Source organism: Variovorax sp. 10L421 (assembly GCF_056395365.1).
In genome coordinates, this window is record NZ_JBFTJJ010000036.1 from 19788 (window position 1) to 40585 (window position 20798).

The following is a 20798-nucleotide window of genomic DNA, read 5'->3' on the forward strand; positions in this document are numbered from 1 at the left end:
CATGATAGGAGGAAAAGTTCTAGGCTCGCCGTATTTCCTGGCCCGGCAAGGGCCTGAAGACCTGCGCGTCGGCATAGAACGCCGCGGTCTCGTTGCCCGCGCACCAGCCAGGCACGCCGAGCACCGGCAAGGGCACGAAGGGCTTGCGCTGGAGCTGCAGGGGGTCGAGCCCCCGTGCGATGTGCGCATCGTCGAAGGCCTCCGGGCCGGTCGCGCCGTGCGTCAGCAGCACGTGCGCCGTGATCGGCTTGCGCGGCGTCACCAGCTTTTCGAGCAGCGCGTGCCCGAACAGCAGCAGGCGCGCTTCGCTCCACAGGCCGCGTTGCGTGACGAACAGCGCATGCCAGTCGCGCGCGGCCAGCGCACGCCACAGTGCGGGTGGCGCATCGAGCAGCGCACCGTTCTCGTCGAACAGTGTGAGCGCGTCGCGCAGCGGACCGCGCACGGCCGCGACGCCGCTGCGCGCGATCTCGCTCGCCTGCAGTTCGTTGAGGCGGCGCTTGGTGTGCGGGAACGCGAGCCACACGAGCCCGTTGAAGAAGTCGTGCAGGTTGTCGCGCGTGGGCACGCTGCGGGTCTGGAAGATGTGCGCCTCGTAGGCCTGGCCTGGAGGCAGTGCGTCCTGGTGCACGAAGTCGGGCACCGGCGCGGGCTTGATGCCCTGCAGCGCGGCGGCGACTCCGCCATGCGGCGCGGCCCGCGCCACCGCTTCGCCGCTCGAACGATAGGGCGCAAGCCAGGGCCGCGCCCAGTCGACCGCCGGCAGGATCAAGGCGCGGGCGCGCCCGTCCAGCGGATGCGGTCGGGGTGCTGCATCACCGCGAACTCCCCGGTGAGCTTGTCGAACAGCTTGAGCGAGCTGCCGTGCTTGCCGAGCAGGCCGGCGGTGCGCAAGGCTTTCGCCACGTCGTTGAGCGGCACGTCCTTGCCGCCGCGCAATGCGGGCGCGGCCTGCAGGATGAACTCGGCGGCTTCGGACGGAGGTTGCGGTTGCGGCGCGGTGGGCGCCTTGGCGGCCGTCTTGCGTGCCGTCTTCTTCGCCGCGGCCTTCTTCGCTGCAGGGGCGGGTGCGGCTGCGGTCGTCGTGCCGGCGCTCTTCGCCCGCGATGTCTTGGTGCCGGCCGATTTGGCGGAGGCCGTCTTCTTCGCTGGCGCGGTGCGCACCGCTGGCGCCGCGTAGCCCGCGCCGTGGTGCGCGAGGTCCATGAAGGTGTCGTAGATGCCGACCGTTTCCTCGCCCGTCTTGCCCTGCTGGCCTATGCCGCAGACGCGGCAGCCCTTCTCGCGAAGGCGGATCACCAGCGGCGCGAAGTCGGAGTCGGACGAGACCAGCACCACCACGTCGGGACGCTCGTCGATCACGAGGTCGATGGCGTCGACGGCCAGCGCGATGTCGGTACTGTTCTTGCCGGTCGACAGGTTCACCATCGGCCGCACCGACAGCCGCTTGAACAGGGCCTGGCGGTTCACCGCCATCTCGGCATTGCAGTAGGCGCGGCGCACGTGGATGGCGCCGTACTCGTCCATCGTGCGCTGCACGGCCTGCTCGATCACGTCGGCCGAGACGTTGTCGGCGTCGATCAGCAGCATCACGCGAGTCATTGGCTCACCCCCAGGCTGCGCGCACTTCGTGTCGCTTCTCCCACCCCCTCACCGGGGGCAACACCAACGGCCCGGCAAAGCCGGCTCCGTGGTGTTTCTCGACGGGATCTTGCCAACCTCAGATGCCGCGCTTTGAGCGACTGATCGCGTGATGAAGTACTCACAAGAGCTTCCAGTTCACGGTTTCGCCGCCGCGCAGCGGCTTCAGCGTGGCATCGCCATAGGGCACGGTCTCCGGCACGGTCCAGCTTTCACGCTTGAGCGTGATGGTGTCGGTGTGGCGCGGCAGGCTGTAGAAGTCGGGGCCGTGGAAGCTCGCAAAGCCCTCGAGCTTGTCGAGCGCGTTCACGCTGTCGAAGGCTTCGGCGTACAACTCGATGGCGGTGAGCGCGGTGTAGCAGCCGGCACAGCCCAGCGCATGTTCCTTCAGGTGCGCCGGGTGCGGCGCGCTGTCGGTGCCCAGGAAGAAGCGGTCGCTGCCGCTGGTGGCCGCCTCGACCAGCGCCACGCGGTGCGTCTCGCGCTTGAGCACGGGCAGGCAGTAGTAGTGCGGGCGGATGCCGCCGGTGAAGATCGCATTGCGGTTGTAGAGCAGGTGGTGCGCCGTGATGGTGGCGGCCGTGAAGCGGCCGGCGTCGCGCACGTAATGGGCGCCTTCCTTGGTGGTGAGGTGCTCGAACACCACCTTGAGCTCGGGGAAGTCGCGGCGCAGCGGAATCATCACGCGGTCGACGAACACGGCCTCGCGGTCGAACAGGTCGATGGCCGGGTCGGTCACCTCGCCGTGCACCAGCAGCAGCAGGCCGTGCTTCTGCATGGCTTCAAGCGTCTTGTAGGTCTTGCGGATGTCGGTCACGCCGGCATCGCTGTTGGTGGTGGCGCCGGCCGGGTAGAGCTTGAGCGCGCGCACGCCGGCCTCCGCGGCCAGCGCGATTTCCTCGGGCGGCAGCTTGTCGGTGAGGTAGAGCGACATCACGGGCTCGAAGGCGGTGCCTGCGGGCACGGCGGCGCGGATGCGGTCGCGGTAGGCCATGGCCTGCGCGGCGGTGGTCACGGGGGGACGCAGGTTCGGCATGATCAGCGCGCGGCCGAACTGGCGCGCGCTGTGGGGAACGACGGCTTCGAGGGCGGCGCCGTCGCGCACGTGCAGGTGCCAGTCGTCGGGGCGGGTGATCGTGAGGGTGTCTGTCATGGCCCGGCAATTGTCGCATCGCCCCCCAGCAAATACTCGCGCACCAGCGCCCGCGCGCGGTGCAGCCGGCTCTTCACGGCGCCCGGCGGTTCGCCGAGGCGTTCGGCGATCTCGGCGATGGTCAGCTCCTCGAAGTCGCGCAGCAGCACCACTTCGAGGTAGTGCGCGGGAAGCGACTCCAGCGCGTGCGTGAGGTCGATGCGCAAAGCGCCGTCGCTGCGGCTGGCCAGTTGCCGCTCGGCCACCTCGTCGCCGAGCGGTTCATGCCGGAACATCGCGCGCTGCAGCCTGAGGCATTCGCGCCGGATGACGGTGAAGAGCCACGACGAGAAGGCCGCGGCCGCCTTCAGCGCCCGGACCTTGCGGGCGATCACCAACAGCGACTCCTGCACGGCGTCGTCGATGTCGCTGGCCTGGCAGTGCCGCCAGGCGTAGCGGCGCGCATCGGCCTGGCAGACCGCGAGCAGGCCCGCAATGGCGGCGGGGTCGCCGGTCTGCGCGGCCTGGATCAGGCCGGTGCGGTCGATGCCCACGCCCATGGCTCAGCGCCCCTTGCCAGGTTTGCGCCCGACCATGGCGCACATCGGGCAGAAGCCGAACAGGCCCGTCAGCGCGAGCGTCGCGCCCGTGAGCCCGGCGATCGCGGCGAGCCCGAAGCCGGCCGTGCCCCAGCTCATGGCGGCGAAAAGCAGGCCGGCGAGGCCCATGACGATGCGCAGCGCGCGTTCCCAACCGGGGACATTCTTGACGTAGACCATGGTGACTCCTTCGATCCTTGGGTGCATGAGGAAGACCCTCGGAAACAAGGAGGCGTCGAACCCGCCGAACGGTTCGCGGGATTCCACAAATTTTCCACTGCCGGGAGCCGACGCAGCGTGGCCGGACTCGGCGACACTGCGCTCTTTCCATCGCGCGCCAGACGCCAGCAGCATCATGTCGGAAGCCTCGTCGCAGTTCGTCGACTTCATCGTTGACCGTCTCCGCGGAATCCCGCGCATCGCCAAGACCCGATTCTTCGGCGGCACGGGGCTGTCGGCCGACGCCACGCAGTTCGCGATGATCATGGGCAGCACCGTGTACTTCGTCGTGGACAAGAACACCCGGCCGAAGTACGAGAAGCTGGGCAGCAAGTGCTTTGCCTACGACACGAAGGCGCGGCGGGTGCAAGTCAAGAAGTACTTCGAGGTCCCCATCGAGATCATCGAAGACCATGAAGCGTTGGCGGCCCTGGCAAGGGAAGCTGTCCTGGTGGCGCAAAGCCTGAAGAAGCCGGCCGGCAAGGGCACCTAGCCTTGCGGGTCGACGGGAGCGGCATCGTTCATGCGCTCCTACGCGAGATCGGCCATGCAGACTGCTTTGCCTCGCCCCACCTCGCAGGAGATACTGTTTCCTTCGCTCAGGCCCAGGCTTCCTTGCGAAATGCAGTCAAAAGAATGATGAGCACGACAGAGCCCCAGCTGATCTCCCCGGTACTCGCCGACAACGGCCCCGCCGCCCTGTTCACCGCGCCCGGCGGCACCCAGGCCTTCGCCGTGCGCTGGCAAGGCAGCGTGCACGGCTATCTCAACCAATGCCCTCACGCGGGCGGCCCGCTTGATTTCGAGGGCCAGGTGCTGGAGAGTTCAGGCCGCTTTCTGATGTGCGCGCGGCACGGCGCCATCTTCGAGCCCGACACCGGCAAGTGCGTCGGCGGTCCCTGCCGCGGTGCGCGGCTCACGCCGCTGGCGGTGCACGAAAGAGCGGACGGCAGCGTGTGGCTCGGCCAGGCCGGGTGAAGACAACCCTCCAGGAGAAAAGAAATGCGCAACAACAATCCTCTTGCACTGTCGATCGCGGCCCTCGCGTTCACCGGCCTCGTGGCGGGCTGCACGGGCATGTCGCCCGGCACCGGCAAGGCCTTCACGGGCATGAGAGTCACGTCGAGCGCTTTCGGCGACAACGGCGTCATTCCGTCCGACCACGCCGGCGCGGGCGACTGCGGCGGCAGGAACGTCTCGCTGCCCGTGGCGTGGAGCAACCTGCCGGCCAAGACGAAATCGGTCGCCGTGCTGGTGCTCGATCCAGACGGCGCGGCCGGCCTCGGCGTGTCGCATTGGGTGGCCTACAACATCGCGGCCGAGCGCGGCGAACTCAAGGCGGGCGAAGGACAGGCGGGCTCGAACTTCAACTTCACCATGGGCCCGAACGTGGCCGGCGCGCCCGCCTACCGCGGCGTGTGCCCGCCGGTGGGCGACCGGCCGCACCACTACGTGCTGACCGTGATTGCCACCGACCTCGCACCGGGCAGCCTGCCGGCCGGCCTCGCGCGCGACGCACTGCTGGCCGCGCTCAAGGGCCATGCGCTGGGCGGCCAGAGCGTGGTGGGCCTCTACAGCCGCTGATCTCACGTTAATAAATGTAATAATTAAGTCTTCATTTCGCCGACATCCACAGCCGCTTCCTCGAAAGCTTCATCGATGGCCCTGCCCGCAGCCGCGTTCGCCCCCTCTTCGGTTTCGTCGACCAGCGACGACCTCGACGGCATGTTCGACCTGGCGCCCGTCTCGCTCTGGATCGAGGACTACGGCGACCTGAAGCGCAAGCTCGACGGCTGGCGCGCCGAGGGCGTCACCGACCTGGTGGCGCACCTGTCGGCGGACCCGCAGCGGGTGAGCGACTGCATGGCGCTGCTGAAGGTGCTGCGGGTCAACCAGCACACGCTGCGGCTCTTTGCCGCCGACAGCCAGCAGACCCTGCTGGGCGCGCTGGACCGCGTGTTCCGCGGCGACATGTCGGCCACCGTGGTGCACGAGCTCGACCAGCTGTGGCGCGGCCAGCTCACCTTCGAGAGCGAAACCGTCAACTACGCGCTCGACGGCCGGCGGCTCGACGTGCGCGTTCGCGCCCGCGTGCTGCCCGGCCACGAAGACTCCTGGAGCCGCGTGCTGGTGTCGCTCGACGACGTGACCGAGCGCGTGGCCGCGCAGCGCCTGCGCGACGAGAGCGCGAAGCACGCGCGCAGCCTGTTCGACCGCTCGCCCGTGTCGCTGTGGGTGGAAGACTTCAGCGCGGTGCGCTCGCTGCTCGAGAGCATCCGCACGCGCGGCATCACCGACTTCGCCACCTTCATCAAGGTGCACCCCGAATTCGTCACGCGCTGCATGCAGGAGATCCGCGTCATCGACGTGAACCACGAAACGCTGCGCATGTTCGGCGCGCCCGACCTGCAGACCCTGCTGGGCAATATCTCGCGCGTCTTCCGCGACGAGATGCGCGAGTCCTTCGCCGAGCAGCTGCAGGACCTGTGGAACGGCAAGACGGTGCAGCAGCGCGAGGTGCTCAACTATTCGCTGTCGGGCGAGGCGCTGAACATCCACATGCAGTTCGCGGTGCAGGACGACCGGCTCGACACCTGGGACCTGGTGCTGGTGTCGCTGGTCGACATCACCGCGCGCAAGAAGGCCGAGGCCTACCTCGAATACCTCGGCAAGCACGACGTGCTCACGCAGCTGTGCAACCGCACCTACTACACCGAGGAGCTCAACCGCCTGTCGCGCAAGGGGCCTTGGCCGGTGTCGATCGTGGCGATCGACCTCAACGGGCTGAAGCAGATCAACGACCACGAAGGCCATGCCGCCGGCGACTCGCTGCTGCGCCGCATGGGCGAAGTGCTCGACAAGGCCGTCGACCCGCCGGCCTGGCCCGCGCGCATCGGCGGCGACGAGTTCGCGGTGCTGCTGCCCATGACCGACGAGCGCGGCGCCGAGGCGATGCGCGAGCGCATTCTTACGCTGCTCGAAATGAACAACCAGTTCCATGCGGGCCAGAGCGGCCATGCGCTGAGCCTGGCCATCGGGCTGGCGACCTGCCACGGGGAGGAGTCGCTGGAAACTGCGCTGCAGCGGGCGGACCGGGCGATGTACGCGGACAAGGCGCGGCACTACGAGGGCGCCGGGGTGGAGCGGCGGCAGGCGTAGCCGCCGGCTATCGCGCCTCCGGCGTCTGACCGGGCACCGGCCGCACCCGCTGCAGAATGAAATCGATGAAGGTCCGGATCGCGCGCGTGTGCTGGCGGTTCGGCATGTAGAGCATGAACATCTGCGTGCCGAAGATGCTCAGGCGCCAGTCGTCGAGCGTGGTCACGACGTCGCCCTTGCGCACGTCTTCCTGCACCACATAGTCGGGCACGAGGCCGATGCCCAGGCCGGCGAGGATGGCCTGGCGCAGGAACAGGAAGTTTTCCGAGATCAGCGTCGGCTCCAGGATCACCTCGCGCCGTGTCTCGCCCTGGTAGGCCGACACGCGCAGTTGGCGGCCGATGACGGCAGCCGTGACCACCGGCGCGCCCTGCAGCGCGTCGAGCTGCACGGGCAGCGGATGCTTCGCCGCATAGTCGGTCGAGGCACAGGCCACGTAGCGCACCGGCCCCATCTCGCGCGCCACGAGGTTCTGCGGCGGCTCGGGAATCACGCGGATCGCGATGTCGACTTCGTCGCGCAGCAGGTCCTCGATGCGGTTCTCGAACACCACGTCGAGCACGATGCCGGGGTACTGGCGCTTGAAGTCGATCAGCCAGCCGGCCATCACGAGCTGGCCGTAGCCGCTGGGCACGCTCAGCCGCACGCGGCCCTGCAGCTCCTGGCCCAGCGTGGTGACCGATTCGCGCGCGGCCAGCAGCTCGCCCTGGATGGCGATGCCGTGCTGGTAGAGCCGCAGGCCGATTTCGGTCGGCTCGGCACGCCGCGTGGTGCGCCGCACCAGTTGCGCACCCACCGAGCGCTCCAGCTGGTTCAGGTGATAGCTGACGTTGGCACGGCTCATCTTGAGCCGGCGGGCGGCGGCGCTCAGGTTGCCGGCGTCGAGGATTTCCACCAGCAGGGTGAGCGATTGGAGGTCCATGCGGCGATTGTGTCAAAAATTCTTTGACAGTCTGTCAACCGTCTATGCAATTGTCAAAGAGGCGGCGCGGTCCAAGAATGCGGGGTTCACCCCAGAGCCTCGGGCCCGCCGGCCCGCAACGCAAGAGACAAGCGACACGCACATGGCCACCAGCACTCCCAGCCCCTCCACGTCCACCGGTCCCGTCACCTTCGAGCGTCGAGGCGACGTGTTCGTGGTGACCATCGACAACCCGCCCGTCAATGCCCTGGGCGTGGATGTGCGCCGCGGCCTCGTGGCCGCCATCGATGCGGCCGAGGCCGACAGCGCCGCCAGGGCGGTGCTGATCGTCGGCGCGGGCCGCAACTTCATCGCGGGCGCCGACATCCGCGAATTCGGCAAGACGCCGCAGCCGCCGTCGCTGCCCGAGGCCTGCCTGAAGATCGAGAACTGCACGAAACCGGTCGTCGCCGCCATCCACGGTGCCGCGCTCGGCGGCGGGCTCGAAGTGGCGCTGTCGGCGCACTACCGCATCGCCTCGCCCACCGCCAAGCTCGGCCTGCCCGAAGTGGCGCTGGGCCTGCTACCCGGCTCGGGCGGCACACAGCGCGCGCCGCGCCTGATCGGCGCGAAGCCCGCGCTCGAGCTGATGCTCAGCGGCCGCCATGCCGGCGCCAAGGAAGCGCTGTCGCTCGGCCTCGTCGACCGGCTCGGCAACGACGCCGACGCGCTGGCCGAAGGCCTCGCCTACGCGCAGGAACTGGTTGCCGCCAAGGCCCCGGTGCGCCGCACGCGCGAAGCCGCCGGCCTCGCCGACACCGAAGCCAGCCGCGCCGCCCTCGAAGCCGCGCGCGCCGACACCGCCAAGAAGAGCCGCGGCCTGTTCTCGCCGATGAAGATCATCGAAGCCGTCGAAGGCGCACTCACGCTGCCGTTCGACGAAGGCATGGCGCTGGAGCGCAAGCTGTTCCTGCAGTGCATCGACAGCCCGCAGCGCGCCGGCCTGATCCACGCCTTCTTCGCCGAGCGCGAAGTGCTGAAGGCGCCCGAGACCAAGGCCGCCAAGCCGCGCGCGCTGGAGTCGGCCGGCATCGTCGGCGGGGGCACCATGGGCGCGGGCATCGCGGTAGCGATGCTGGACGCGGGGCTGCCCGTGACCATGATCGAGCGCGACGAGCCCAGCCTCGCGCGCGGCCGCCAGCATGTGGAGAAGGTGTACGACGGCCTCATCGCCAAGGGCCGCATGACGCCCGAAAGCAAGGCCGCCGTGATGGCGCGCTTCAACGGTTCGACCTCCTATGACGCACTCGCCAACGTCGACATCGTGGTCGAGGCCGTGTTCGAAGAGATGGGCGTCAAGAAGGCAGTGTTCGCCGAGCTCGACCGCGTGTGCAAGCGCGGCGCCGTACTCGCCACCAACACCTCGTACCTCGACATCGACGAAATCGCCGACAGCATCTCGCGGCCGCAGGACGTGGTGGGCCTGCACTTCTTCTCGCCCGCCAACATCATGAAGCTGCTCGAGATCGTGGTGCCTGCCAAAGTGAGCGCCGACGTGGTCGCCACCGGTTTCGAGCTTGCGAAGAAGCTGAAGAAAGTGCCCGTGCGCGCGGGCGTGTGCGATGGCTTCATCGGCAACCGCATTCTTGCGGTGTACCGCCAGGCCGCCGACCACATGATGGAAGACGGCGCCTCGCCCTACGAGATCGACGCGGCCGTTCGCAACTTCGGCTACCCGATGGGCCCGTTCCAGGTGTCCGACCTCGCGGGCGGCGACATTGGCTGGGCCACGCGCAAGCGCAAGGCCGCCACGCGCGACCCGCAGGCGCGCTACGTGCAGGTGGCCGACCGCATCTGCGAGCGCGGCTGGTTCGGCCAGAAGACGCAGCGCGGCTACTACCTGTACCCCGAAGGCGCGCGCACCGGCGTGCCCGATCCGGAGGTGCTGGCCATCATCGACGCCGAACGCGTGCGCGCGGGCATCACGCCGCGCCAGTTCACCGAGGAAGAAATCATGCGCCGCTACATGGCCGCGATGATCAACGAAGGCGCCAACGTCGTGCTCCAGCGCATCGCGCTGCGCCCGCTCGACGTGGACGTGACCTTCCTCTACGGCTACGGCTTCCCGCGCCATCGCGGCGGCCCGATGAAGTACGCCGACACCGTGGGCCTGCCGAAGGTGCTGGCCGACATCCGCGAGTTCGCGAAGGATGACCCGCTCTTCTGGAAGCCGTCGCCACTGCTGGTGGAGCTGGTCGAACGCGGTGCCGATTTCGCGAGCCTCAATCAATCCGAGTAATCCACACCGTCCGCCGTACAGGAGCCATTTCCATGCGTGAAGCCGTCATCGTTTCCACCGCCCGCACCCCTCTCACCAAGGCGCATCGCGGCGAATTCAACATCACCCCCGGCGCCACGCTGGCCTCCTTCGCGGTGAAGGCCGCGGTCGAGCGCTCGGGCCTGGACCCGGCGCTGATCGAGGACGCGATCCTCGGCTGCGGCTATCCCGAGGGCACCACCGGCCGCAACATCGCGCGCCAGAGCATCATCCGCTCGGGCCTGCCCATCAGCATCGCCGGCACCACGGTGAACCGCTTCTGCGCCTCGGGCCTTCAGGCCATCGCGATGGCCGCCGGCCGCATCGTCGTGGACGGCGCGCCGGCCATGATCGCGGGCGGCGTGGAGAGCATCTCGCAGATCCGCGGCCGCAGCCCCGGCGACGGTGGCGACCTCAGCCTGGACCCGTGGATCGTCGAGCACAAGCCCGATCTCTACATGGCCATGATCGACACGGCCGACATCGTCGCCAAGCGCTACAACATCAGCCGCGAAGCGCAGGACCGCTTCTCCGCCGAGAGCCAGCGCAAGACCGAAGAGGCGCAACTGGCCGGCCGCTACAAGGACGAGATCGTGGCCTGCACCACCACGATGGCCGTGACCGACAAGGAGACCAAGGAAGTCACTTATCGCGAAGTCACCGCCACCGAGGACAACTGCAACCGCCGCGGCACCACCTACGAAGCGCTCGCCAAGCTGAAGCCGGTGATGGGCGAGGACAAGTTCATCACCGCCGGCAACGCCTCGCAGCTGTCCGACGGCGCATCGGCCTGCGTGCTGATGGAGGCCAGGGACGCGGAGCGCGCCAACATCAAGCCGCTGGGCGCCTTCCGCGGCCTCGCGCTGGCGGGCTGCGAGCCCGACGAGATGGGCATCGGCCCGGTCTTCGCGGTGCCCAAGCTGCTCGCGCGCCACGGCCTGAAGGTCGAGGACATCGGCCTGTGGGAACTCAACGAAGCCTTCGCCTCGCAGTCGATCTACTGCCAGGACAGGCTGGGCATTCCGTCGGAGCGCCTGAACGTGAACGGCGGCGCGATCTCCATCGGCCATCCTTTCGGCATGACCGGCGCCCGCCTCACGGGCCATGTGCTCATCGAAGGCAAGCGCCGCGGCGCCAAATACGCCGTGGTCACGATGTGCATCGCCGGTGGCATGGGCGCTGCCGGCCTGTTCGAGATTTATTGAGGAGCCCGCGATGGACCTGAACTTCACCTCCGAAGAAGAAGCCTTCCGCACCGAAGTGCACGCCTTCCTGGCCGCCAAGCTGCCGGTGCGGCTGTCCGAGAAAGTGCGCAGCGGCAAGATCCTCGAGAAGGCCGACATGGAGGAATGGCACGCCATCCTCAACGCGCGCGGCTGGCTCGCCAACCACTGGCCCGAGCAGTACGGCGGCCCCGGCTGGACGGCGGTCGAGAAATTCATCTTCGAGCACGAATGCGCGCTGGCTTTTGCGCCGCGCATCGTGCCCTTCGGCGTGAACATGCTGGGTCCGGTGCTCATCAAGTACGGCAACGAGGCGCAGAAGCGCCGCTGGCTGCCGCGCATCCTGAACGGCGACGACTGGTGGTGCCAGGGCTACTCGGAACCCGGCGCGGGCTCCGACCTCGCCGCCGTGAAGACCTCGGCCGTGCGCGGCATCGACGCGCAGGGCGACCACTTCATCGTGAACGGCCAGAAGACCTGGACCACGCTGGGCCAGCACGCCAACATGATCTTCTGCCTGGTGCGCACGAACCGCGAGGCGAAGAAGCAGGAAGGCATCAGCTTCCTGCTGATCGACATGACTTCGCCCGGCGTGGAAATGCGCCCGATCATCACGCTCGACGGCGAGCATGAAGTGAACGAGGTGTTCTTCTCCGACGTGCGCGTGCCGGCCGAGAACCTGGTCGGCGAAGAGAACAAGGGCTGGACCTGCGCCAAGTACCTGCTGACGTACGAGCGCACCAACATCGCGGGCGTGGGCTTCTCGGTGGCCGCGCTGGAGCAGCTCAAGGGCATCGCCGCGACGCAAACGAAGAACGGCAAGCCATTGAACGAAGACCCTGCGTTCGCGGCACGCATGGCACGCGTCGAGATCGACCTGGAGAACATGAAGACCACCAACCTGCGCGTGATCGCGGCGGTGGCCGGCGGCGGTGTGCCGGGTGCGGAAAGCTCGATGCTCAAGATCCGCGGCACCGAGATCCGCCAGGAGATCTCGTCGCTCGCGCGCCGCGCGATGGGCGTCTACGGCCGGCCCTTCATCGAGGAAGCGCTGCACGACGGCTTCGACGGCGAGACCTTCGGCCCGGCCTATGCGAAGGCAGCCGCATCGCGCTACTTCAACAACCGCAAGCTGTCGATCTTCGGCGGCTCGAATGAAATCCAGAAGAACATCATCTCCAAGATGATCCTCGGGCTGTAAAGGAGAGACGCACATGAACTTCGAACACACCGAAGACCGGCGCATGCTCGCCGACAGCCTGAACCGCTTCATCGCCGAGCAGTACGCCTTCGATGCGCGCGACCGCATCGCGAAGTCGCAGCACGGGTTCAGCAAGGAAATCTTCCAGCAGTTCGCCGAGCTCGGCGTGATCGGCGCGCTGTTCGGCGAGGCCGATGGCGGCTTCGGTGGCGGCGGCTTCGACATCGCGGTGGTCTTCGAGGCGCTGGGCCGCGGCCTCGTGGTCGAGCCGCTGCTGGGCGCGGTGATGGTCGGCGAGGCGATCAGCGCCGCCGGCAGCGACGCGCAGAAAAAGAAGCTCGGCGACATCATCAACGGCGTGACCGTCGCGGCCTTCGCGCACGACGAAGCCGATACGCACTACGAGCGCACGCGCGTGCAGACCAGGGCCGAACGCAGCGGCGATAGCTGGGTGCTGCACGGCGCCAAGGCCGTGGTGCCGCAGGGCGAGGAGGCCGACCTGTTCCTGGTTTCCGCGCGCACCTCGGGCAACGTGGACGACGAAACCGGCATCTCGCTGTTCCTCGTGCCCGCCAAGACCGCGGGCCTCGCGGTGCGCGGCTGCCCCTCGATCGACGGCGGCCGGGTCGCCGAGCTCGCGTTCGACGGCGTCAAGCTGGGCGCCGACGCGCTGCTCGGCGCCGAAGGCCAGGGCCACGCCACGCTGGAACGCGCCATCGGCCGCGGCGTGCTCGCGCTGTGCGCCGAAGCGCTGGGCGCGATGGAAGCCGCCAAGGCCGCCACGCTGGAATACCTGCGCACGCGCAAGCAGTTCGGCACACTCATCGGCAGCTTCCAGGCGCTGCAGCACCGCATGGCCGACCTGCTGCTCGAGATCGAACAGGCCCGCTCGGCCGTGATCAACGCCGCGGCCGCCATCGACGGCACGGACCGCGTGGCGCGCGAGCGCGCGCTCTCGGCCGCCAAGTTCAGCATCGGCCGCATCGGTGCGCTGGTGGCGGAAGAAAGCATCCAGATGCATGGCGGCATCGGCATGACGTGGGAGCTGCCGCTGCCCCACTACGCCAAGCGCCTCGTGATGATCGACCACCAACTGGGCGACGAAGATCACCACTTGCAGCGCTACATCGCGCTCGGCAAGGAGCTGGCGGCATGAGCGGCAAGACCGTGTTGATCTCGCAGGAAGGCGCCGTCCGCATCCTGACCAACAGCAACCCCGCCGCGCGCAACGCGATCACGCCGACGCTGTATGCCGAACTCTCGGCCGCGCTCGCCGATGCGCAGGACGACCCCGAGGTCGGCGCCATCGTCTTCACCGGCGCGGGCGATTTCTTCTGCTCCGGCGGTGACCTGAACCTGCTGGCCAAGCGGCGCGAGCTGCCGACGGCCGAGCGCCGCGAGATTCTCGAAGGCCTCAACAACCTGATCCGCGCACTGCGCGACTGCAGCAAGCCAGTGATCGCGGCCGTGGAAGGCGGCGCGGCCGGCGCGGGCCTGTCGATGGCGCTGGCCTGCGACATGCTGGTATCGGCGCGCGATGCGTTCTACACAGTCGCCTACGTGAAGGTCGGCCTCACGCCGGACGGTGGGGCCACGGCCTTCCTGGCCGAGTTCGTCTCGCGCCAGGTGCTGACCGAGATGTGCCTGACCGGCGAGCGCATGCCGGCCGAGCGCCTGCATGCGCTGGGCGCGGTCAACCGCCTCACCGACAAGGGCGCCGCGCTGGCCGAGGCCATCGCGCTCGCGGCCAAGGTCGCGACCGGTCCGCAGCGCGCGAGCGCACGCATCAAGACGCTGTGCCGCCAGGCGCACCACGCCACGCTCGAAGAGCAGCTCGACGCCGAGGCCGTTTTCATGGTCGAGTCGCAAGGCGATGCCGAATCGGCCGAAGGCATCGGTGCGTTCCTCGGCAAGCGCAGCGCCGATTTCGTCGCGCTGCGCCGCCGCAAGCAGGCCGCGTCCTGACGCGCGCCGTGCCCATTCCTCCAGGCCCTCGCGCGCGGGTGCAGGGGTTTTCAATCTTTCCGGAGTTGCCATGTCCTCGCTGAATTCCTCGCTGCCGCTGGCCGGCGTGCGCGTCCTCGATCTGTCCCGCATCCTCGCGGGGCCCTGGTGCGGCATGGTGCTGGCCGACATGGGCGCCGAGGTCATCAAGGTCGAGCACCCGGGCCGCGGCGACGACACGCGCGACTGGGGCCTGCGCGTCGGCAAGACCGAGACGGCCTACTTCAACAGCGTGAACCGCAACAAGCGCTCGGTCACGCTCGACCTGCAGACGCCCGAAGGCCAGCAGCTCGCGCGCGATCTCGCGAAGCAGTGCGACGTGGTGATCCAGAACTTCAAGTTCGGCGGCATCGACAAGCTGGGCCTCGGCTACGAGCAGTTGAGCAAGGAGCAGCCGGGTCTCATCTACTGCTCGATCTCGGGCTACGACCGCACCGGGCCCGAGGCCGCGCGGCCGGGCTACGACCTCGTCGTTCAAGGCGAGGCCGGGCTGATGGCGCTCAATGGCGAAGCGAACCAACCGCCGCTGAAGTTCGGCGTGGCCGCGGTCGACCTGTTCACCGGCATGTACTCGGCGCAGGCCATCCTGGCCGCGCTCTACCAGCGCGAGAAGACCGGCAAGGGGCGGCACGTCGAGATGGCGCTGTTCGACTGCGGCCTGATGATCACCGCCTACTACGGCCTCGAAGCGCTGCTGATGGGCGAAGACCCGCCGCGCTACGGCAACTCGCATCCGTCGATCGTGCCGTACGGCGTGTTCGATGCAGCCGACGGCCCGCTCGTCATCACCGTGGGCAACAACGCGCAGTTCGCCCGCTTCTGCACCGAGGTGATCGAGCGGCCCGACCTCGCGGCCGACGAGCGCTTCAAGACCAACATCCTGCGCTCCGCGAACCGCGCGGTATTGCTGCCCGAGTTGCATGCCGAACTGGCGAAGCGCCAGCGCGCCGACCTGCTCGCCAGGCTCACGGCCTCGGGCATTCCATGCGGCGAGGTGCTGGGCCTGCTGGAGGCGCTGCAATCGAAGCGCGCCACCGACGCCGGCCTCGTCACCACGCAGCCGCATCCGGTGGCCGGCACGGTCAACGTGCTGGCGCCGCCCTACCGTTTCGACGGCGAGCGCCTGCCCGTGCGCAGCGCGCCGCCCACCCTGGGCGAAGGCACGCACGACGTGCTGCAGTCGCTGCTCGGCCTGTCGGATGACAAGCTGGCGGCGCTGAAAACGAGTGGCGTCGTCTGAAGAAGACAGGTGTCCGAATTTCCAAAGTAGACAAGACCCAATGGCATCCCTTTCTTCCCTTCGCAGTCCCGTTCGCCGCGCCCTTCTCGCACTCGCCCTGCCGCTCATCGCTGGCAGCGCCTTCGCACAGGCCTGGCCAGCCAAGCCGATCACGCTGATCGTGCCCTTCCCGCCCGGTGGCCCGACCGACGTGGCCTCGCGCATCGTGGCGCAGAAGATGTCGGCCGCGCTCAAGCAGAACATCGTGATCGACAACCGCAGCGGCGCCTCGGGCACCGTGGGCGCCGCCGCCGCGGCCCGCGCCGCGCCCGACGGCTACACCTTCGTGATGCTGGCCACGCCCACGCTGCTGGCCGCGCACCTGTACGGCCCGACCGGCTACGACATCTTCAAGAACTTCACGCCCGTGGGCTCGGTGTACGACCTGCCGATCGTGCTGGTGGTCAACCCCAAGTCGCTGCCCGAGGTGAACAGCCTGCAGAGCCTGATCGCGAAGGCCAAGGCCGAAGGCGGCAAGCTCAACTACACGACGGCCGGTGCCGGCAGCTTCGGCCACCTGACGACCGAACAGGTCAAGACCATCGGCAAGTTCGACATGCAGCACGTGCCCTACCGCGGCAGCGCACCGGCCGTGACCGACCTGATCGGCGGCCAGGTGCCCGCGATGTTCTCGGATCTCGTGGGCGTGCTGCCGCACATCCGATCCGGCAAGCTGCGCGCCATCGCGGTCGGCTCCGGGCAGCGCGTGAGCCTGCTGCCCGACGTGAAGACGGTGGCCGAGCAGGGCTTCCCGGGCTTCGATGCGACCTCGTGGGGCGGCCTGCTGGCGCCCGCCGGCACGCCCAAGGACGTGGTTGACCGCATGAGTGCCGAACTGAAGGCGGCGCTGGCCGACAAGGAAGTGCAGGACAGGCTCCAGGGCGTCGGCTCCTTCGCGGCCTACCGCACGCCCGAGCAGACCGGCGCGCGCATGCGCGAGGATTTCGAACGCTGGGGCAAGGTCATTCGCGACAACCACATCACGGCCCAGTAAAACGGCAGGCGGCCGACGACCGGCATCAAGGAGACAGACATGACAAACAACGAAAACAAGAACCACAAGACGCCGGTCGGCGCGCCGTTCCGCCCCGCATTTCCCGTCCGCAGCCTGGCGGACATCCACCGGCTCGAAGAGACACCGCTGGAACAGGCGCTCACGGTGCGCAGCACCTACGAGATCTTCCGCAACGCGGGCCTTGCCTTCGGCGGCAAGACCGCGCTGACCTTCCTGCGCACCGGCAACCCGGCCGACGAGCCGATCCGCTGGTCGTACGCCGAACTGCTCGCGCGCATCCACCAGACCGCGAACATGCTGCACGCGCTGGGCGTCGGGCCCGACGACGCGGTCGCGGTGCTTTTGCCCGGTTGCCTTGAGTACCACCTCGCGCTGTGGGGCGGAGAGGCGGCCGGCATCGTGCAGCCGCTGAACCCGCTGCTGACCGACGAGAAGCTGGTCGCGCTGATGACCGCCGGCCGCGCCAAGGTGCTGATCGCCTACGGCTCGGACGCCGAATCGGGCATGTGGTCGAAGGCCATGCGCCTGCGCGGCCAGGTGCCCACGCTGACCACCGTGCTGCGCGTGGCGCCGCACGACGAGGTGCCGGGCACGGCCGGCACGCTGCCTGGAGCAGGATCGGACAGCGCGACCGCGCTGCCGAGCGTGGCAGAGTTCGATGTGCTGCGTGCGGCACAACCATCTGATCGGCTCGTGAGCGGGCGCGACATCGCACCCACCGACATCGCTGCGTACTTCCACACCGGCGGCACCACGGGCGCGCCGAAGCTCGCGCGCCACAGCCACGGCGCGCAGGTGTTCACCGCCTGGGCCAGCGTGCAGGTCGCGGGCATGAACGAGAACGGCATCTCCATCAACGGCTATCCGCTGTTCCATGTGGCGGGCGTGCTGCCGGCCTCGCTGTCGGCGCTGTCGGCGGGCGTGGAGGTGATCATTCCCACGCCCTCGCTGCTGCGCAACAAGGAGGTGCTGGCCAACTACTGGAAGCTGGTGGAGAAGTACCGCCCGACCTCGCTGTCGGCCGTGCCCACCGTGCTCGCGGCGCTGGCCAACGTGCCGCTGGACGGCGCGGACATTTCATCCATCACCTACTGCCGCACCGGCGCCGCAGTGCTTGCGCCCGAGCTGGCCGCGCGCTTCGAGCGCCTGTTCGGCCTGCACGTGCACGAGAGCCTGGGCATGACGGAGATGGCCGGCATCTCGACCATCACGCCGCCGGGTGTGGACGGGCCCGCGGGCTGCGTGGGCTTTCGGCTGCCGTACATGCAGATGCGCGTGGTGGCGCTCGACGAGAACGGCAATGCCAGCGACCACGAGGTGGCGCCGGGCGAAATCGGCATGGTGCTGTTCAAGTCGCCGAACCTGTTCTCGGGCTTCGTGGACCCGGCCGACAATGCCAAGGCCTTCACGACCGACGGCTGGCTCGCCACCGGCGACCTGGGCTGGATCGACAGCCAGGAGCGGCTCAACCTCACGGGCCGCTCGAAGGACCTGATCATCCGCAGCGGCCACAACATCGACCCCAAGACCATCGAAGACGCGCTGGGTGCGCACCCGGCTGTGCAGCTGTGCGCCGCGGTGGGCGCGCCTGATGCCTATGCGGGCGAACTGCCCGTGATCTTCGCGACCCTGGTGCCGGGTGCATCGGCAACGGAAGAAGAGCTGCTGGCCTTCACCACCGCGCGCGTCGACGAGGCGCCGGCGCGGCCCAAGTGGGTGTCGGTGATCGGGGCCATGCCGATGACCAACGTCGGCAAGATCTACAAGCCCGAATTGCGCGCGATGGCCGCGCTGCAGGTGGTGAACGCGGCCGTCGCCGAAGCCTGCGCCGAACTCGGCGTGCCAGAGGCCGCGCTGCCCGTCGTGAAGACTGAAGGCGAGAGCCTCGTACGCGTGCAGATCGACAGCGCCGCGGCAGGCTCGCTCGCCGCGCCGCTGCAGGAACGGCTGCAGAAGGCGCTGGAGCCGCTGCCCTTCAAGACGCGCATCGCGGCGCAATGATCTTTTTCAGAAACCATAGACAGAGACAAGCCATGACCTTCCGCCTTCCGACCCAGCGCGCGCTGCTGCTGTGCGCCACTGCTTCCGTCGCCGCGCTGTGCATGCAGGCACAGGCGCAAAACGCCTACCCGAACAAGCCGATCCGCATGGTCGTGCCCTTCGCCGCGGGTGGCGCCACCGACGTGCTGGCGCGCGTGCTGGGCCAGAAGATGTCGGCCGGCCTGGGCCAGCCCATCATCATCGACAACAAGCCCGGCGCGGCCGGCATCATCGGCACCGACGCGGTCGCCAAGTCGGCGCCCGACGGCTACACCATCGTGCTGGGCCTGAGCAATTCGCTCATGACCAACGAGTTCCTCTACGAGAAGCTGCCCTACGACACGCAGCGCGACCTCACGCTGGTCTACCAGATCGCGATGGCGCCGCTGGTGCTGGTGGTGCACCCCAGCGTGCCGGCGAAGACCGGGCCGGAGCTGCTGAAGTACGTCGTCGCCAACAAGGGCAAGGTGGCCTACGGCTCGTACGGCGTGGGCGCTTATCCGCACCTGGCCGGCGCGCACATGAGCCTGGCGACGCAGTCGGACATGAGCCACGTCGCCTACAAGGGCGAGGCGCCGATGATGCAGGACCTGATCGGCGGCCAGATCCAGATGGCCTACGCCAGCGCGCTGGTGGCCAAGCCGCACATCGATTCCGGGAAGATCCGCGCCATCGGCGTGAGCGGCGAACGCCGCATGAGCACCCTGCCCGACGTGCCCACGCTCGCCGAGCAGGGCCTGAAGGACGAGGCCTACCGCGTGACCGGCTGGCTCGCCATCGCAGTGCCCGCGAAGACGCCCAAGCCCATCGTCGAACGCATCGCGCAGGAAGTGCGCAAGGCCACGCAGCAACCCGACGTGCGCGAGCGCGTGGCGGCCATGGGCTTCGAGATCAAGGACAGCTCGCCCGAGCTCTTCGCCGCAGCCTGGAAGCAGGAACGCCCGGTGTGGGAGCGGCTGATCAAGCAGTCGGGCGCCAAGCTCGAGTAATCCATTTCTTTGTCATTCAAGAGGAACAGCCATGAAGGTTCTCGTACCTGTCAAACGGGTCGTCGATTACAACGTCAAGGTGCGCGTGAAGAGCGACGGCACCGGAGTGGACATTGCCAACGTCAAGATGAGCATGAACCCCTTCGACGAGATCGCGGTGGAAGAAGCGGTTCGCCTGAAGGAAAAGGGCGTGGTCACCGAAGTCATCGCCGTCTCCTGCGGTGACGCCAAGTGCCAGGAAACCCTGCGCACCGCCATGGCCATCGGCGCCGACCGCGGCATCCTGGTGGAGACGACTGAAGAACTGCAGCCCCTGGCCGTGGCCAAGCTGCTCAAGGCGCTGGTCGACAAGGAACAACCGTCTCTCATCATCCTCGGCAAGCAGGCCATCGACGACGACGCCAACCAGACCGGCCAGATGCTGGCAGCCCTGGCTGATCTTCCCCAAGCCACCTTCGCCTCCAAGGTCGAAGTCGCTGGCGACAAGGCGACCGTGACGCGCGAAGTCGACGGCGGCCTGGAGACTGTTGCTCTCACGCTGCCGGCTGTCATCACCACCGACCTGCGCCTGAACGAGCCGCGCTACGTGACGCTGCCCAACATCATGAAGGCCAAGAAGAAGCCGCTGGACACCTTCAAGCCCGAGGACCTGGGCGTGGATGTCAAGCCGCGCCTGAAGACCCTGAAGGTCTCGGAACCTCCGAAGCGCGGCGCCGGCATCAAGGTGCCCGATGTTGCAACGCTGGTGGACAAACTGAAGAACGAAGCGAAGGTGATCTGAACATGACCGCACTTGTTATTGCCGAACACGACCACGCGAGCGTCAAGCCCGCGACCCTCAACACCGTGACCGCGGCGCTGGCCTGCGGCGGCGACGTCCACGTACTCGTGGCCGGCGCCAACGCTGCCGAAGCCGGCAAGGCCGCCGCGCAGATCGCGGGCGTGGCCAAGGTCATCGTGGCCGACAGCCCCAGCCTGGCCGAGAACCTGGCCGAGAACGTCGCCGCCCAGGTGCTGACCATTGCCGGCAACTACAGCCACATCCTGTTCCCCTCGACCGCCAACGGCAAGAACGTCGC

21 protein-coding genes are annotated in these 20798 nt (G+C 68.3%); 15 read left to right on the top strand and 6 right to left on the bottom strand.

The features are described from left to right. Window positions 1–19: 19 nt before the first annotated feature. The 5 genes from AC1DFC_RS27975 to AC1DFC_RS27995 form a co-directional block, all read right to left on the bottom strand. Window positions 20–772, bottom strand: coding sequence for a DUF3025 domain-containing protein (locus AC1DFC_RS27975; RefSeq protein ID WP_478180424.1), 753 nt, complete (start codon window positions 770–772; stop codon window positions 20–22). Further along, window positions 769–1602, bottom strand: coding sequence for an NYN domain-containing protein (locus tag AC1DFC_RS27980; protein ID WP_007838182.1), 834 nt, complete (start codon window positions 1600–1602; stop codon window positions 769–771). Before AC1DFC_RS27980 ends, AC1DFC_RS27975 begins: the two co-directional genes overlap by 4 nt. Window positions 1603–1762: 160 nt before the next feature. Then, on the bottom strand, window positions 1763–2794 hold the full coding sequence (gene pyrC / locus AC1DFC_RS27985) for a dihydroorotase (RefSeq protein WP_007837523.1): 1032 nt from the start codon (window positions 2792–2794) through the stop codon (window positions 1763–1765). After that, complete coding sequence (locus AC1DFC_RS27990; RefSeq protein WP_413335452.1) at window positions 2791–3333, bottom strand: RNA polymerase sigma factor; 543 nt, start codon at window positions 3331–3333, stop codon at window positions 2791–2793. The genes pyrC and AC1DFC_RS27990 overlap by 4 nt, the downstream gene beginning before the upstream one ends. Before the next feature lie 3 nt (window positions 3334–3336). After that, complete coding sequence (locus AC1DFC_RS27995; RefSeq protein ID WP_413335454.1) at window positions 3337–3762, bottom strand: YgaP family membrane protein; 426 nt, start codon at window positions 3760–3762, stop codon at window positions 3337–3339. On the opposite strand from AC1DFC_RS27995, the gene AC1DFC_RS28000 reads away from it, so the two are divergent. The 4 genes from AC1DFC_RS28000 (at window position 3728) to AC1DFC_RS28015 (ending at window position 6750) form a co-directional block, all read left to right on the top strand. Continuing rightward, window positions 3728–4084: a TfoX/Sxy family protein gene (locus tag AC1DFC_RS28000; protein ID WP_007837528.1), complete on the top strand. Its 357-nt coding sequence runs from the start codon at window positions 3728–3730 to the stop codon at window positions 4082–4084. The two genes, AC1DFC_RS27995 and AC1DFC_RS28000, sit on opposite strands and share 35 nt — an antisense overlap. A 143-nt stretch (window positions 4085–4227) precedes the next feature. Continuing rightward, window positions 4228–4569, top strand: coding sequence for a Rieske (2Fe-2S) protein (locus tag AC1DFC_RS28005; protein WP_413335455.1), 342 nt, complete (start codon window positions 4228–4230; stop codon window positions 4567–4569). A gap of 24 nt (window positions 4570–4593) precedes the next feature. Beyond that, a complete protein-coding gene (locus AC1DFC_RS28010) occupies window positions 4594–5175 on the top strand; it encodes a YbhB/YbcL family Raf kinase inhibitor-like protein (protein WP_007837532.1) in 582 nt (193 codons plus the stop codon). A gap of 75 nt (window positions 5176–5250) precedes the next feature. After that, a complete protein-coding gene (locus AC1DFC_RS28015) occupies window positions 5251–6750 on the top strand; it encodes a sensor domain-containing diguanylate cyclase (protein ID WP_413335457.1) in 1500 nt (499 codons plus the stop codon). A gap of 7 nt (window positions 6751–6757) precedes the next feature. Here AC1DFC_RS28015 and AC1DFC_RS28020 read toward each other — a convergent pair whose 3' ends face one another. Beyond that, the gene (locus AC1DFC_RS28020; RefSeq protein ID WP_413335459.1) at window positions 6758–7672 is read right to left on the bottom strand and encodes a LysR family transcriptional regulator; all 915 of its coding nucleotides are present in this window, start codon (window positions 7670–7672) and stop codon (window positions 6758–6760) included. Between the two features lie 142 nt (window positions 7673–7814). On the opposite strand from AC1DFC_RS28020, the gene AC1DFC_RS28025 reads away from it, so the two are divergent. From AC1DFC_RS28025 to AC1DFC_RS28075, 11 genes are all read left to right on the top strand, one after another. After that, on the top strand, window positions 7815–9950 hold the full coding sequence (locus AC1DFC_RS28025) for a 3-hydroxyacyl-CoA dehydrogenase NAD-binding domain-containing protein (protein WP_478180425.1): 2136 nt from the start codon (window positions 7815–7817) through the stop codon (window positions 9948–9950). 32 nt (window positions 9951–9982) lie between these two features. Then, on the top strand, window positions 9983–11173 hold the full coding sequence (locus AC1DFC_RS28030) for an acetyl-CoA C-acyltransferase (RefSeq protein ID WP_007837540.1): 1191 nt from the start codon (window positions 9983–9985) through the stop codon (window positions 11171–11173). Between the two features lie 10 nt (window positions 11174–11183). Then, window positions 11184–12392 (top strand): acyl-CoA dehydrogenase family protein, encoded by a 1209-nt coding sequence (locus tag AC1DFC_RS28035; RefSeq protein WP_007837542.1) that lies wholly within the window; start codon window positions 11184–11186, stop codon window positions 12390–12392. Between the two features lie 13 nt (window positions 12393–12405). After that, window positions 12406–13548, top strand: coding sequence for an acyl-CoA dehydrogenase family protein (locus AC1DFC_RS28040; protein ID WP_007837544.1), 1143 nt, complete (start codon window positions 12406–12408; stop codon window positions 13546–13548). Continuing rightward, entirely contained in the window at window positions 13545–14357 is an 813-nt protein-coding gene (locus AC1DFC_RS28045) for an oxepin-CoA hydrolase, alternative type (RefSeq protein ID WP_478180426.1), read from the top strand. The genes AC1DFC_RS28040 and AC1DFC_RS28045 overlap by 4 nt, the downstream gene beginning before the upstream one ends. Window positions 14358–14427: 70 nt before the next feature. Next, entirely contained in the window at window positions 14428–15636 is a 1209-nt protein-coding gene (locus AC1DFC_RS28050; protein ID WP_007837556.1) for a CaiB/BaiF CoA transferase family protein, read from the top strand. Window positions 15637–15676: 40 nt separating this feature from the next. Next, window positions 15677–16669: a Bug family tripartite tricarboxylate transporter substrate binding protein gene (locus AC1DFC_RS28055; RefSeq protein ID WP_478180427.1), complete on the top strand. Its 993-nt coding sequence runs from the start codon at window positions 15677–15679 to the stop codon at window positions 16667–16669. 123 nt (window positions 16670–16792) lie between these two features. Beyond that, the gene (locus AC1DFC_RS28060) at window positions 16793–18691 is read left to right on the top strand and encodes an acyl-CoA synthetase (protein WP_478180431.1); all 1899 of its coding nucleotides are present in this window, start codon (window positions 16793–16795) and stop codon (window positions 18689–18691) included. Between the two features lie 32 nt (window positions 18692–18723). Beyond that, a complete protein-coding gene (locus AC1DFC_RS28065; protein ID WP_478180428.1) occupies window positions 18724–19719 on the top strand; it encodes a Bug family tripartite tricarboxylate transporter substrate binding protein in 996 nt (331 codons plus the stop codon). Between the two features lie 31 nt (window positions 19720–19750). Next, on the top strand, window positions 19751–20500 hold the full coding sequence (locus AC1DFC_RS28070) for an electron transfer flavoprotein subunit beta/FixA family protein (protein WP_478180429.1): 750 nt from the start codon (window positions 19751–19753) through the stop codon (window positions 20498–20500). Between the two features lie 2 nt (window positions 20501–20502). Further along, a partial coding sequence (locus AC1DFC_RS28075; RefSeq protein WP_478180430.1) for an adenine nucleotide alpha hydrolase family protein occupies window positions 20503–20798 on the top strand: 296 nt, incomplete at its 3' end.

Bases quoted from the DNA above. Each gene is read 5' to 3' on its own strand.
- AC1DFC_RS28020 (WP_413335459.1), bottom strand. From the start codon at position 7,672: ATGGACCTCCAATCGCTCACCCTGCTGGTGGAAATCCTCGACGCCGGC.
- AC1DFC_RS28035 (WP_007837542.1), top strand. From the start codon at position 11,184: ATGGACCTGAACTTCACCTCCGAAGAAGAAGCCTTCCGCACCGAAGTG.
- pyrC (WP_007837523.1), bottom strand. From the start codon at position 2,794: ATGACAGACACCCTCACGATCACCCGCCCCGACGACTGGCACCTGCAC.
- AC1DFC_RS28005 (WP_413335455.1), top strand. From the start codon at position 4,228: ATGATGAGCACGACAGAGCCCCAGCTGATCTCCCCGGTACTCGCCGAC.
- AC1DFC_RS28025 (WP_478180425.1), top strand. From the start codon at position 7,815: ATGGCCACCAGCACTCCCAGCCCCTCCACGTCCACCGGTCCCGTCACC.
- AC1DFC_RS27990 (WP_413335452.1), bottom strand. From the start codon at position 3,333: ATGGGCGTGGGCATCGACCGCACCGGCCTGATCCAGGCCGCGCAGACC.
- AC1DFC_RS28030 (WP_007837540.1), top strand. From the start codon at position 9,983: ATGCGTGAAGCCGTCATCGTTTCCACCGCCCGCACCCCTCTCACCAAG.
- AC1DFC_RS28065 (WP_478180428.1), top strand. From the start codon at position 18,724: ATGACCTTCCGCCTTCCGACCCAGCGCGCGCTGCTGCTGTGCGCCACT.
- AC1DFC_RS28010 (WP_007837532.1), top strand. From the start codon at position 4,594: ATGCGCAACAACAATCCTCTTGCACTGTCGATCGCGGCCCTCGCGTTC.
- AC1DFC_RS27995 (WP_413335454.1), bottom strand. From the start codon at position 3,762: ATGAAGTCGACGAACTGCGACGAGGCTTCCGACATGATGCTGCTGGCG.
- AC1DFC_RS28015 (WP_413335457.1), top strand. From the start codon at position 5,251: ATGGCCCTGCCCGCAGCCGCGTTCGCCCCCTCTTCGGTTTCGTCGACC.
- AC1DFC_RS28000 (WP_007837528.1), top strand. From the start codon at position 3,728: ATGTCGGAAGCCTCGTCGCAGTTCGTCGACTTCATCGTTGACCGTCTC.
- AC1DFC_RS28040 (WP_007837544.1), top strand. From the start codon at position 12,406: ATGAACTTCGAACACACCGAAGACCGGCGCATGCTCGCCGACAGCCTG.
- AC1DFC_RS28055 (WP_478180427.1), top strand. From the start codon at position 15,677: ATGGCATCCCTTTCTTCCCTTCGCAGTCCCGTTCGCCGCGCCCTTCTC.
- AC1DFC_RS28070 (WP_478180429.1), top strand. From the start codon at position 19,751: ATGAAGGTTCTCGTACCTGTCAAACGGGTCGTCGATTACAACGTCAAG.
- AC1DFC_RS27980 (WP_007838182.1), bottom strand. From the start codon at position 1,602: ATGACTCGCGTGATGCTGCTGATCGACGCCGACAACGTCTCGGCCGAC.
- AC1DFC_RS28050 (WP_007837556.1), top strand. From the start codon at position 14,428: ATGTCCTCGCTGAATTCCTCGCTGCCGCTGGCCGGCGTGCGCGTCCTC.
- AC1DFC_RS28045 (WP_478180426.1), top strand. From the start codon at position 13,545: ATGAGCGGCAAGACCGTGTTGATCTCGCAGGAAGGCGCCGTCCGCATC.